The sequence below is a fragment of the Mycobacteroides sp. LB1 genome (assembly GCF_013449725.1).
In the GTDB taxonomy this organism is placed as follows: domain Bacteria; phylum Actinomycetota; class Actinomycetes; order Mycobacteriales; family Mycobacteriaceae; genus Mycobacterium.
In genome coordinates this window covers 283,691-296,774 of record NZ_JACCFF010000006.1, presented here as the reverse complement: position 1 = coordinate 296,774, position 13,084 = coordinate 283,691, and the positions used below count along the sequence as shown (strand labels likewise).

The following is a 13,084-nucleotide window of genomic DNA, read 5'->3' as shown; positions in this document are numbered from 1 at the left end:
CACAACAGAAAGCGCGAACGGAAGCCACCATGACGAGCACCATCGATCCCAAACCCACATTGGCCGGGGACGACACCACCGAAATAACCGAGCATGTGGTGCGCAATGGCGACATCCACGTGGCCTACTTCGTACAGGGCAACCCCACCGGAGAGACCATCCTGCTGACGCACGGCTGGCCCGACACGCATCATCTCTGGGACGGCGTGACCCCGCTGTTGCGGGACCGGTTCCGGTTGGTGGCCATCGACAACCGTGGCGCAGGAAAAACCACCAATCCGAAGAATTTCCGTGATTTCCGGCTCACCGAAATGGCCAGCGACTACGTCGCCGTGGCCAATGCCGTCAGTCCCGACAAGCCGGTGCACGTACTGGCCCACGACTGGGGCAGCGCCGCCTCGTGGGAGGCCATCTGCGACCCCGAACTGGAGCACCGGTTTGCCTCGTTCACGTCGGTGTCCGCGCCGTGTGCCAGCCACATGAGCAAATGGGTGCGGGCTCGGCTAGCGCATCCCACCCCCAAGAACCTGGCGTTGGCTCTGGGCCAGATCGGATCTGTCCTCTACATGCTGGCGTTCGGCACGCCCGGTCTCCCCAACCTGCTCATGAAGCTGCTGGTCAACGAGACACGTTGGCGTACCGGTCTTTCCATAGGGGAAGGCGCACCGGCCGAACAGATCCACCTCGGCCCCACCTTCAGCAGCGATATCACCAGGGCGTTGCGCGTCTATCGGGCGAACGCCATTCCCGCCGTCTTACACCCCGAAGATCGCTACACGAACGTCCCCGTTCAAGTCATCGTCGGAAAGCGCGATCCCGCCATCAGGCAGTCGTGCTACGACGACGAGCCCATCTGGAACAAGCAGACCTGGCGTCGGGTGCTCGACGGCGGTCACTGGCTGCCGTTCTCGCACCCGCAGGTGCTGGCGGCGGCGACCGTCGAGCTGATCGACGCGGTAAGCGGTAAGCCGCCGGCGCGGGCACTGCGACGTTCCGAGATGGGCAAGAGCCGCAAGCCTTTCGAGGATCATTTGGTGGTCATCACCGGCGGCGGTAGCGGTATCGGGCGGGAAACCGCCCGGGAGTTCGCCCGTGAAGGCGCCGAGGTGGTGCTCTCGGATATCAACCTCGACGGCGCCAAGGAGACCGTGGCACTGATCGAGCAGGACGGCGGCATCGCACACGCCTACCAGCTCAACGTCGCCGACGAAGCGGCCATCAACGCGCACGCCGACGAGGTATTCGCCAACCACGGCGTACCCGACATACTGGTCAACAACGCCGGCGTCGGCGCTGCGGGCGGGTTCCTGGAGACACCGGCCGCGGAGTTCAAGCGCGTCATCGACATCAATCTCTACGGTGTGGTGAACGGCAGCCGTGCGTTCGGTGCCAAGATGGCCGAGCGTGGCCTTGGCGGGCATATCGTCAATCTGTCGAGCATGGCCGCGTATTCGCCGCAACAGAAGTTCTCCGCGTACTCGACCAGCAAGTCGGCGGTCTTCATGTTCTCCGACTGCCTACGTGCGGACCTGGCCACCCACGGAATTGGCGTGACCACCATCTGCCCCGGCATCGTGCACACCAACATCATTTCCACAAGCAAGATTTCAGGTGTGAGCGCCGAAGAAGAAAGTCGCATGCAACAGGCCGGCGACAAGGCGTATGCGATGCGTCGCTACGGCCCCGAAAAGGTGGCCAAGCAGATCGTGCGCGCGGTCCAGAAAAACAAGCAGGTCGTTCCGGTAACACCGGAGGCGCGCCTGCAGTACCTCAATAATCGGGTCGCTCCCGGCTTGGGCCGCTTCTTCGCCAGCAAGGGCGGCATGACCGACCTGATGAAGCTCATTCCCGGACAGAAGGAAGGTCGATGACGACGTTCTCCGCGGCCCGCGCGATAGGCAACGATGCCGTCCCGGCGTACAAGGATCTGCTGGTACCTGATCTGGTCGCGGTCGTCATCGGAGCCGGGTTCGGCGGACTCGCCGCCGGAAACCGGCTCCGTAAGAAAGGTATCGAGAACTTCCTGATCCTCGAGAAGTCCGACGGGGTCGGTGGAACCTGGAGGCACAATACGTATCCGGGCATTGAGGTGGACATCCCCTCGATGGCGTACTCCTACGCGGAGGCTCCCAACCCCAAATGGTCCCGAATGTTCGCACCCGGCAGTGAACTTCGGCAATACGCGCAGGACTGCGCCGACAAATTCGGGCTGAGGGAAAAGACACGGCTGAACACCACCGTCCGTGGCGTCGTCTTCGATGAGATCAACGACCTCTGGCGGGTCCGCGCCGTGGACGCCGACGGCGAATTCGAGATCACCACCCGATTCATCGTGTCCTGCCACGGCGCCTTGAGTACACCGGCCGTGCCGGATATTCCCGGGCTGGAATCCTTTGCCGGCAAGACGATCTTGTCACAGGAGTGGGATCATGACTATCCACTGGCAGGCAAGAGGGCCGCGGTGATCGGTACCGGAGCCTCCGGTATCCAGATCATCCCGGCGATCGCCGATACGGTGAAGCATCTGACGGTGTTCCAGCGCACCCCCATCTACGTGGGCCCCAAGACGAACCCGTCGATACCTCCCGTCCTTCGGCGGGTATTGCGATACACCCCATTTCTGCTGCGGTCCATCAGGTTCGGTGGTGCGCTCGGCGGCGATCTGGTACAGACCGTCGGCGTGGTGCACTACAAACAGTTCCCGTATGCCACCAAGGTCGCGGGCGCCGTGGTCAAGGCCAGCATGAGAGCTCGCATCAAGGATCGTGAGCTGCGTAAGAAGCTCATTCCCACTTACGGTTTCGCGTGCAAACGGCCCTCTGCGTCGGCCAACTACCTTGAGACATTCGCCCGCACGGACGTCGATCTGGTCACCGACTCCATCGCCCGAATCGTCCCCGAGGGAATCGAAACCGCCGATGGCGTCCTGCACCCCCTCGATACCCTGATCCTCGCTACCGGGTTCAAGGTGTTCGACCTGCCCTACACGGTGCAGGGTATCGATGGAGAGGACCTCGGCGACTTCTGGGAAAACAACCGCATGCGCGCCTACCAGGGTGTTGCGGTGCCGGGATTCCCCAACTATTTCCTGGCACCCGGACCCTATGGCGTGGTCGGGTTCAACTGGTTCGACACCATCAAGATGTGCACCAGTCACGCCACCGAGATGATCGCCGACGGCATCATCCGGCATGCGACACGCGTGGAAGTCAGTCAGGAAGCCTTCGACCAATTCTTCGAACGGGCCGTGACCGCGACCGAAAACCTGGTATTCAAAAGCCCCAACTGCGCGAACTCCCACAGCTATTACGTCAACAAGGACGGCGACACCCCATTCCTGCGGCCGTTCGCGATCGCACATTCGAATGCGATGATGCGTTCCGCGGGAGAGGCTTACGTCCAGTCCCGCAGATATCCGGATACGGACGGACGGGTAACCGTCTACCCGTAGGGTCGGGCCCCGGACTCTGCCGCGAGCTACTGGGCGGCGCTCACCGACGACATGTGGAAGTCCGGGATCCGCAGCGCCGGCATGGCTTGCCGGGTCGCGTAATCGCTCCACTCGCGCGGCAGCGTGTACTCGGTGGCACCCACCTCGGTGACCCGCCGCAGCAGATCGATCGGGCTCTCGTTGAACCGGAAGTTGTTGACGGCGCCGGTGATCTGACCGTCGCGCACCAGGTACACCCCGTCGCGGGTGAGTCCGGTCAGCAGCAGCGTCGTCGGGTCTACATCGCGGATGTACCACAGCGTGGTCAGCAGCAGACCGTTCTCGGTGGTGGCGATCATCTCCTCCAGCGTCGCCCCGCCTCCCCCGGTCATGATCAGGTTATCGGCGCCCACCGTTGGCGCGGCATCGAATTCGGCCGCATCGGCGCGCGTGTAGCTCAGCGCGTTGATCACGCCGTCCCGTACCCAGTCGACCCGCTCGATGCCCACGCCGTTGTCGAAGACCGACAACGATTCCCGCGAAATGGGGGTCGCCACAAACGGGCTGCTCTGCAGTCCCGGGTACGACGGATCCGAATAGACTGTGACCGGCAGGTCGGTGAGCCGTTCACCGATCCGGGTGCCACCCGGCCCCGCGAAGGCGTTGCGGCCCTCGTGCGCACCGCGCCCACCCATCGTCCACACCAGGTACTGCATGAGATCCCCGGTGGCCGACGGCGGCAGCAGCGTCTCGTAACGCCCGGCCGGAAGCTCGATCTGGTTCTGCGCGGCCGTCAGCCTCTCCGAGAGCTGACGCAACAGCGATTCCGTTGGCACATTGATAAATTCAGGAGTGCATACACCGGCCCAAGCGCTGCCGACACCGCGTTTCGCGTTGATCTCCACCTGCCCCGTCGGCTGGGTGAACCGACGGCGCAGCCCTGTCGACGAGGCCAGGAAGGTGGTCTGACGCTCGTGCCTGGCGTACCCGTACAAGGTGTCGGGACCATCGAAGCCGGTCGATAGGTCAGCGGCCAACGATCCGAACACGTCTGCGCCGGTGGGCGAGATCTCCGCATTCCACGCCTCGCCCGCGGTATCGCCGGGGCCCAGCAGCGGCATGGCGTCACGCGATGGGGGTGCCGACGCGGCCTCGGCCTGGCTGGCTGCCACCAGAGCCGCGAGCGCAGCCGGATCGGCATCCTCGGTGAGCACCGAGCCAACCCGGACCTGCTCCCCCTGCCGGACAATAGAAACCACCGCGATGCCGCGTTTGACGGACTCACCGTTGGTAGTCATGGAGCTGCCCGCCCAGCGCAACGATGCCTCGCTGCTGTCCTGAATCAGGACGATGGTGTCATCGGCACCGCCGCGGCGCGCGGCCTCGGCCAGCACATCCTCGGCGAGCTGCTGTGCGGGAATCATGCGGCACCACCTTCCTGCTTGGTGTTCAGCACGCTGACGCCGCGGAACAGTGCCGACGGGCAGCCATGGCTCACCGCCGCCACCTGCCCGGGCTGGGCCTTACCGCAGTTGAACGCTCCCCCCAGACGCCAGGTCGATTGCCCGCCAACGGCTTCCATCGACCCCCAGAAATCGGTGGTGGTGGCCTGGTAGGCGACATCGCGCAGCTGCCCGTCCAGCTTGCCGCCGCGGATGCGGAAGAACCGTTGCCCGGTGAACTGGAAGTTGTAGCGCTGCATATCGATTGACCACGACTTGTCGCCGACGATGTAGATGCCGTCCTCCACGCCGGAGATCAGATCGTCGGTGCTGCGCTCATCCGGGGAGGCCAGCAGCGACACGTTAGCCATGCGCTGGATGGGCACGTGGTGCGGCGAGTCGGCGTACGAGCAGCCGTTAGAGCGCTCCTGCCCCAGCCGTGGTGCGAACACCCGGTCCAGCTGGTACCCGACGAAGATGCCGTCGCGCACCAGATCCCAGCGCTGCGAGGCCACCCCCTCGTCGTCGTATCCCACCGAGGCAAGCCCGTGCCGCTCGTTGCGGTCGGCGGTGACATTCATGACGGGCGAGCCGTACTTCATGGTGCCGAGCTTGTCGGGAGTCGCGAAGGAGGTGCCCGCGTAGGCGGCCTCATAGCCGATGGCCCTGTCGTATTCGGTGGCGTGGCCGATGGATTCGTGAATGGTCAGCCACAGGTTGGTCGGATCAATCACCAGGTCGGTGGGGCCCGCGACAACGCTGGGTGCCTTCACCTTCTCGGTAAGCAGCTCGGGGATCTCGCGCAGCTCGGTGCTCCAGTCCCACACCCCGTCGCTACCGATGGCTTCCCAGCCGCGGCCCATCGGCGGGGCCAGGGTGCGCATGGTTTCGAAGGACCCGGTAGCGGCGTCGACGGCGATCGCGTCCAGCTGCGACATGACCCGGACCCGCTGCTGGGTGATCGACGAGCCGAAGGTGTCGGCGTAGAAGGTCTGCTCCTTGACCGCCGTCAGCGTCGCCGAGGCGTGGTCCACCCCGTCGGAGGCCAGCAGCCGCCCCGAATACTCCTGCAGCACCGCGATCTTGTCGGCCTGCGCCACCTGGAACGGGTCGATCTCGTATTCGGACACCCACTGAACGTCGGCATAGACCGGCTCCGCCGCCAGCTCGACGCGTTCGCGGTTCAGGCTGTGCAGTCCGCGCGCGACGGCCACGGCCCGGCGCGCGGTCTCGGCAGCGGCCGTCATGTCGAGCTGCACGTGGGAGGCGAATCCCCAGGTGCCGTCGACGATCACCCGCACCGCCAAACCGATGGTGCGTCCCGATACCGCCGTCTCCACTTGCTCATCGCGAAGCACCAGCTCCTCGTTGATCAGCCGATGGATGCGCAGGTCGGCATAGCTGGCGCCAGCGGTGCGCGCCGCGTTCAGGGCGGCGTCGGCAAGTTCGGCGCGGGGTAGCGCCAGGAAATCAGGATCTACGGACCGAGTCACGCGCTCAACCGTACCTACGCTGTCCACGGTTTAATGTCCCAGTGACACGCTCCCGGCAGACAGCCGTCGCGTACGGACTGCTGGCCCCGAGCCTGTTCGGGGTGGCGGCGTTTCTGCTGCTGCCCATCCTGGTGGTGATGTGGCTGAGCCTGTGCCGCTGGGATCTGCTGGGCCCCATCGAGTTCGTCGGCCTGGACAACTGGCGTTCGGTGTTCTCCGATGGCGCCTTCGGCCATTCCCTGCTGGTGACGCTGCTCTTCGTGGCGCTGGTGATTCCGGTGCAGACGGCGCTCGGGCTGGCTGCGGCGACGCTGCTGGTGCGCGGCCTGCCCGGCACCGTGCTCTTCCGGACCATCTACGTCATCCCGTGGATCTGTGCGCCGTTGGCCATCGGCGTGCTGTGGCATTGGATGCTGGCGCCCACCGATGGTGCGATCAACGCGCTGCTGGGGCAACGCATCGAATGGCTCACCGACCCGAACCTGGCGCTGCCGGTGGTGGCGACGGTCAGTGTGTGGACCAACGTCGGCTACGTGGCGCTGTTCTTCATGGCGGGTCTGTTGGCTATCCCCGGCGATGTGCACAACGCCGCCCGGGTGGACGGCGCGACGTCGTGGCAGCGGTTCCGCCGGATAACCCTGCCGATGCTGCGGCCCACGTTCTTCTTCGTCCTTGTCACCGGTGTGGTGAGCGCGGTGCAGACCTTCGACACCGTGTACGCGCTCACCAGCGGCGGCCCGCAGAACCGCACCGACCTGGCCGCGCACCGCGTGTACGCCGAGGCGTTCGAGTCTGCCCATGTCGGACGCTCGGCCGCCATGTCGCTGATCCTGTTCCTGATCCTGGTCACCATCACGGTGATTCAGCACCGCTACTTCCGGACCCGGGTGAGCTATGACCTGGTCTAGGAATGCTCTGGTGTATCTGCTGCTGACCGTCGGCGCCGCGATCACGCTGGGCCCGTTCCTGTTGGCGGTCTCGGCATCACTGAAGTCGACGCGGCAGTTCGCCACCGACTCTCCGCTAGCGGCGCCGAATCCGTTCACGGTCGCCAACTACACCGGCCTGGCCGATGCCGGGTTCGGGCGCGCGGCCCTGGTGACGGTGTTGATGACGGCGATCATCGTGATCGGTCAACTGACGTTCTCCGTGCTCGCCGCATACGCCTTTGCGCGCCTGCAATTCCCGGGACGCGACGGACTGTTCTGGGTGTATCTGGCCACGCTGATGATCCCGGCGACAGTGACCGTGGTGCCGATGTATCTGATGCTCACTCAGGTCGGATTGCGGAACACGTTCTGGGCATTGGTCATCCCGTTCATATTCGGTTCGCCCTATGCGATCTTCCTGCTGCGTGAACACTTCCGCACCATTCCCGACGACCTGATTCGGGCGGCCCGCCTCGACGGCGCCAACACCCTCGACATCCTGTGGCATGTGGTGGTGCCGATAAGCCGTCCGATCCTCATCACGCTGACCCTCATCACCGTGGTCTCGCAATGGAACAACTTCATGTGGCCGTTGGTGATCACCAGCGGAGGCACCTGGCGGGTGCTCACCGTGGCGACGGCCGGGCTGCAATCCCAGTTCAATGCGCAGTGGCCCATCGTGATGGCGGCGACCACCGTGGCGACCGTGCCGCTGGTGATCCTCTTCGTGGCATTCCAGAAGTACATCGTCCGTTCCATCACCCTGTCCGGACTCAAGTGATGAAATCCTCCACCCGCGCCGTCCTCACCCTCGGGCTGGTCGCCCTGCTGCTCTTCGGACTTGCGGCATGGCTCGGGATTCCCAAGACACCGCATGGGAAAACGGTTGTCACCGTGCGGGTGTGGGATGAGCAGGTGGCCAACGCCTACCGCAGCTCCTTCGATGAGTTCACCCGGCGCAATCCCGACATAACCGTGGTGACCACGGTGACGTCCTATGCGGGCTACTTCAACTCCCTGCGCACCGATGTGGCCGGGCGCGGCGCCGACGACATCTTCTGGCTCAGTAACGCCTACCTGTCCGACTACGCCGACACCGGCAATCTGATCCCCGTTGACCCGCAAGCCGACTGGGATCCGTCCGTCGTCACGCAGTTCACCCGAGCAGGCAAGCTCTGGGGTGTCCCCCAGCTCAGCGACGCCGGGATTGCCCTGTACTACAACAAGAACCTGCTCGACGAGGCGCAGGTCGACCCGGACGAGCTCGCGGATCTACGGTGGGACGCCGACCCCGCCGTCGACACCCTGCGCCCGATGCTGCACCGGCTCACCGGGCCCGGACACTGGGCATACAACGCCGCCAACGACTTACAAGGCATCTACCTGAACTACCTGGGATCGGCGGGTGCCGTCTTCCAGCAGGACGACAAGTTCGCGTTCGCCAATCCCCAGGCCGAGATGGCGTTCAGATACCTCGTCGACCTCATCAACGTCGACAAGGTGGCGCCGTCGGCCGCCGATACCAACGACAACAACGACTTCTCCCGCAACCAGTTCCTGCAGGGACGGATGGCGCTCTTTCAGTCGGGCACCTACAACCTGGCCCAGATCCAACAGAACGCGACCTTCCCCTGGGGTGTGGCGATGATGCCGGCGGGCCCGGAGGGCCGCGTCAGCGTTACCAACGGCATTGTGGCCGCCGCGAACTCGTCCTCACCGCATCCCGAGGCCGTCAAGAGGGTGCTGGCCTGGATGGGCAGCACCGACGGGAACTCATCCTTGGGCCGCAGCGGCTCGGCCATACCCGCCGTGCTGACCGCACGCGAGCCATACCTTCAGCACTGGGCCGACAAGGGTGTCGATGTCGGCCCGTTCTTCGAGGTGTTGAACGGTGCACAGATCGCGGCCCCGGGTGGCCAAGGATTCGGGGCCGGATTCGCCGCGCTGAAACCGTATTTCGCGGAGATGTTCCTGGGCCGCCTCGATGTTCACACCGCACTGCAACAGGCACAGCAGGCCGCGAACAGGGCTCTCGAGCGGTAGCCCCGCGCCGAGTGTGCCAATAGTGTCGAAACTCAGCCAAAAATCGACACAATCCGCACATTCGACATCAAGTCCCGCGCTACAGCACCTCGAAAAATACGACCGCGGTCCCGATCGCAATGACTACCAACAAGGCGACCGCATCCCGCAGACCGGGCCGCGCCGGATGTGCCGCGATCTGTCCGGTGCCACCGCGTGCCGTGATGGCATCCCCCATCTCCGAGGCACGCCGCAAGGCGACGGTGATTGCCGCAGTGATCAAGTCGACAACCTCGGCCACCCAGCTCAGCCCGCGTCGACCCTCGCGCACCTGAGGAGGACGCAATCTACGGGCTGCGATCAGCACCCGGAACTCGTCGAAAAGCATGGGGAATGATCGCAGCGACAATGCCAGCGTGGCTGCACGCTCGTCGACCGGAATCCCGAAGACCTTCAACGGTCGCCCCAGCACCGCGACGGCGGGTGCGATTTCGGAGACATTCGTCGTCCACGACACCATCGCTCCCGCACCGAGCAGCACCATCGCGACCGCGGTCGTCCGGGCCACCGCGAGCACACCGTGGAATCCGATGGTCAGCCCGCCGATATGCCAGAAGGGCGGCCCTCCGCTGAAGAACACCGTGAGGCTGCCACCGATCACCAAGGCCACCATCCAGAGCGGAATGGTGGGCACCGCTCCGCGAGGGATACGCGCCAACCACGCGGTAAGGACCACTATCCCGGCCACCGCGCCGATCGCCGTCCAGGTGGGGAACAACGTCAACAGCACCGAAATAAGGAATACCGCAATAAGTTTGGTACCCGCCCACAGCTCATGGATCGTCGAAGTACCGGGGACCGGGCGCAGCAATACCACCGGACGGCGCGGAGCACGCGTTGTCATGACCGATCCCCTGACGCCACTGACTCCGGCAATAGCACACCGGATTGCAGATGCACCGTCCGCGGACACAGGTCCTGCATGCCATCGAAGTCATGCGAGATCACCACGATGGTGAGCCTTTCACGCTCTCGCACCTCAATCAGCAGCCGCAGCAGGCCCGCCTGCGACTCGGCGTCCAGACCCGCCAGCGGCTCATCGAGAATCAGGGCACGCGGGGAACGGGCCAGCAGCCCGGCCAGCACCACCCGGCGCATCTGGCCACCGCTGAGCTGGTCGATGGGACGCTTGACGAGGTCGGCATCGAGTCCGACGCGGGCCAGAGCCTGCACGACGCGGTCGGTGTCACGGGCTGAAAACCCTGCCGCCGAAGCAATTTCATAATCGACGCGGCTGCGCAGCAGCTGCAACCGGGCGGCCTGAAAACAGATGGCCACCGACCCCACCTGATCCGATACCGGCTTGCCATCCAACAGGCACTGCCCCGACGTCGGTTTGGTGAGACCCGCTGCGATCCAGGCGAGCGTCGACTTTCCTGAACCGTTACCACCATGGATGAGCACACCGTCGCCCTCGTGCACGGTCAACGACACCTCGTGCAATGCCGTTTTCGTCCAGGGGGTTCCACTGGCGTACTGGTGACCGACGGCGTCGAACTCGAGAACGACAGGCGCTTCGACGTCGAGTCTCGCAGGCGTGGTGGTGGGCACCGGCACGGTCTGAATCGCGCTGATCGCCGTTTTTCCGTTAACCGCGCGCAGGGCGATCTCGCGGTCCGCGGCGGCGGCCTCGGACTGAAAATGCGTGATGTGCACCAGGGACATTCGGTGCTGATCGGTGAGCCGCGATAGCACTCCCAGCAGATCCTGGCGCCCCTGTGGATCGACCATGCTGGTGATCTCATCGGCCACCAGCAGTGCAGGGTCGCGCGCCAACGCCGACGCCACCGCCAGGCGTTGCAGCTCCCCACCCGAGAGGGATGAGGTGCTGTGTTGACCCATCCCCTCCAGGCCGACCTCGCGCAGCAGACCGTCGATATCGACCTCATGATCGGCGGGCAGACCCCACACCACATCGTCGGCAACCTTCGTGCCCAACACCTGACTTTCCGGGTGCTGCATGACGATTGCGGTGCCGCCAATGGCGCCGAGCCCCACCGATCCCGGCCGCTCGATCTCGCCGGAGGTGGGTTCACGCCCAGCCAGGATGCGCATCAAGGTGCTCTTACCCGAACCGTTGGGGCCGGTGATCGCGACATGCTCACCGACGTCGATGTTCATCGAGAGCGGCGCCAGCGCATCGGATTCACCGCGCGGATAGCGGAAACTCACCTCCCGCAGGCGGGCGGGCACCGGCCCCACCTCGCCGGTCAATACCGGCGGATCGAGTTGGTGCACATCGGGAATCACCGACAGTCGCCGAATCACCCGGGAGAGCACCCACCAGCCGAACATCGTCGACAAGAACGTGAACGCGAAGATGATGCCGCCGATGAACCACACCCAGTTGCGTATTGCGTAGTCGATGGCGCTCGTCGCGTGCACACCAACGGTTTCCAGATGCGGCAGGTGGCCGATCATCTTGAACAGGCCCTCCAGCGAGGCGCGCAGGGCATCGAAGATCAAGTTCCGCATCCGGTTCAGCAAGGCCAGCGCACCGACCGCCAGACCCGCGATGATCGCGCTGCAAATGACCCCGAGCACCGTCAGCACGGGCATCCCGTGACCACGACGGCGCACCACGCCGGTCAGGCCACCGATGTAGACGCAATTGCCCATGGCGATCAATCCGCCGAGCCCGGCGAGCAGAAACGCGATGACGCCACCGGCCACCGCCGCGGCCAACAGCACGCGGATGCGGTAGCGATAACCCAGCAGACCCATGGGAATGGCGCCGAGCAGTTGCAGTGCGCCGAAGATCGGCAGGGTGATCCCGACGATGACCATGGCAGCGGTGAGCGCGGCCATGACGGCCGCCTGAGCCAATTCATCGGGTTTCAGGGGCACCCTGGCGAAATTCACTTCACAATTCTGCCAGCCGACCAGCCCGTACTCAGCACATTCTCAGGTTCGCGGGGTGGCGCGCTAATTCACCGCGACGCCGATCAGATGCCCTATCACGTAGGTGGCCCCGATTGCGATGGCACCAAAAGCCAACTGCCGCAACGCACTCAGCCACGGAGATCGCGCCGTGAAACGCCCGGCGACCCATCCGGCGATCAACAGACCCACCCCTCCGCAGGCCAAACCGGCCAATAGTGACGCGAATCCCAACAGGAACGGGATCAGCGGCACCACCGCACCCACCGAGAACGTCAGGAACGAGGAAATTGCGGCCACCCATGGCGACGGGGTGTCGTTGGGGTTGATCCCGAGCTCTCGGGTGAGGTGAATCGTCACCGCCGTGTTCTCGTCCTGATGGATCTCGTCGACGGCCGCGGCGGCCGTCTGTGGCGAGAGCCCGATATCGCCGAGCATGGCCATCAGCTCCTGCTTCTCGGCCTCGGGATGCAGCTGGATGGCGCGACGTTCCACGCTCACCTCATGCTCGATCTGCGAATTGGACGTCGACACCGATGTGAACTCACCCAGCGCCATCGAGAACGCACCCGCCACCAGGCTGGCGGCACCGGTCAGCACGATCGCGTGGGTATCGAGCCCGCTGGCACCCACACCGGCGACCAGCGCCGTGTTGGTAACCAGACCGTCCATGGCGCCGAAGGTGGCCGCGCGCAACCATCCCCCGGACACATCCGGGTGCGTATGGTCAAATTCATGCGGTAGTTCGGCAGATCCCGTAGAGCCGTCGAGTGCCACGATGTTTGAATCTACGTCCAGGCTCCTGAATTCGCACTGCTCAGAGGGGAA

10 protein-coding genes are annotated in these 13,084 nt (G+C 64.7%); 5 read left to right on the top strand and 5 right to left on the bottom strand.

All coding sequences use genetic code 11. The features are described from left to right. Positions 1–29 precede the first annotated feature (29 nt). Together MLB1_RS21480 and MLB1_RS21475 are read left to right on the top strand one after the other, a co-directional pair. The gene (locus MLB1_RS21480) at positions 30–1,871 is read left to right on the top strand and encodes an SDR family oxidoreductase (protein WP_180751854.1); all 1,842 of its coding nucleotides are present in this window, start codon (positions 30–32) and stop codon (positions 1,869–1,871) included. Next, positions 1,868–3,451, top strand: a complete 1,584-nt coding sequence (locus MLB1_RS21475; protein WP_180751853.1) for an NAD(P)/FAD-dependent oxidoreductase — start codon at positions 1,868–1,870, stop codon at positions 3,449–3,451. The genes MLB1_RS21480 and MLB1_RS21475 overlap by 4 nt, the downstream gene beginning before the upstream one ends. 26 nt (positions 3,452–3,477) lie before the next feature. Here MLB1_RS21475 and MLB1_RS21470 read toward each other — a convergent pair whose 3' ends face one another. Both MLB1_RS21470 and MLB1_RS21465 read right to left on the bottom strand, forming a co-directional pair. Next, on the bottom strand, positions 3,478–4,854 hold the full coding sequence (locus tag MLB1_RS21470; protein ID WP_180751852.1) for a metallopeptidase TldD-related protein: 1,377 nt from the start codon (positions 4,852–4,854) through the stop codon (positions 3,478–3,480). Continuing rightward, on the bottom strand, positions 4,851–6,365 hold the full coding sequence (locus MLB1_RS21465) for a TldD/PmbA family protein (RefSeq protein ID WP_180751851.1): 1,515 nt from the start codon (positions 6,363–6,365) through the stop codon (positions 4,851–4,853). The genes MLB1_RS21470 and MLB1_RS21465 overlap by 4 nt, the downstream gene beginning before the upstream one ends. Positions 6,366–6,406: 41 nt before the next feature. On the opposite strand from MLB1_RS21465, the gene MLB1_RS21460 reads away from it, so the two are divergent. The 3 genes from MLB1_RS21460 to MLB1_RS21450 are packed head-to-tail and all read left to right on the top strand — an operon-like array spanning position 6,407 to position 9,337. Then, the gene (locus tag MLB1_RS21460; protein WP_180751850.1) at positions 6,407–7,273 is read left to right on the top strand and encodes a carbohydrate ABC transporter permease; all 867 of its coding nucleotides are present in this window, start codon (positions 6,407–6,409) and stop codon (positions 7,271–7,273) included. Next, a complete protein-coding gene (locus MLB1_RS21455; RefSeq protein WP_180751849.1) occupies positions 7,260–8,075 on the top strand; it encodes a carbohydrate ABC transporter permease in 816 nt (271 codons plus the stop codon). The genes MLB1_RS21460 and MLB1_RS21455 overlap by 14 nt, the downstream gene beginning before the upstream one ends. Beyond that, positions 8,075–9,337, top strand: coding sequence for a sugar ABC transporter substrate-binding protein (locus tag MLB1_RS21450; protein ID WP_180751848.1), 1,263 nt, complete (start codon positions 8,075–8,077; stop codon positions 9,335–9,337). Before MLB1_RS21455 ends, MLB1_RS21450 begins: the two co-directional genes overlap by 1 nt. Before the next feature lie 79 nt (positions 9,338–9,416). Here the strand turns inward: MLB1_RS21450 and MLB1_RS21445 are convergent, their stop codons facing one another. The 3 genes from MLB1_RS21445 to MLB1_RS21435 all read right to left on the bottom strand — a co-directional run bounded on the left by MLB1_RS21445 (position 9,417) and on the right by MLB1_RS21435 (position 13,033). Continuing rightward, the gene (locus MLB1_RS21445; RefSeq protein WP_180751847.1) at positions 9,417–10,220 is read right to left on the bottom strand and encodes an energy-coupling factor transporter transmembrane protein EcfT; all 804 of its coding nucleotides are present in this window, start codon (positions 10,218–10,220) and stop codon (positions 9,417–9,419) included. Continuing rightward, a complete protein-coding gene (locus MLB1_RS21440) occupies positions 10,217–12,217 on the bottom strand; it encodes an ATP-binding cassette domain-containing protein (RefSeq protein ID WP_180751933.1) in 2,001 nt (666 codons plus the stop codon). Before MLB1_RS21440 ends, MLB1_RS21445 begins: the two co-directional genes overlap by 4 nt. A gap of 84 nt (positions 12,218–12,301) precedes the next feature. Continuing rightward, complete coding sequence (locus MLB1_RS21435; RefSeq protein ID WP_180751846.1) at positions 12,302–13,033, bottom strand: VIT1/CCC1 transporter family protein; 732 nt, start codon at positions 13,031–13,033, stop codon at positions 12,302–12,304. Positions 13,034–13,084: the final 51 nt, after the last annotated feature.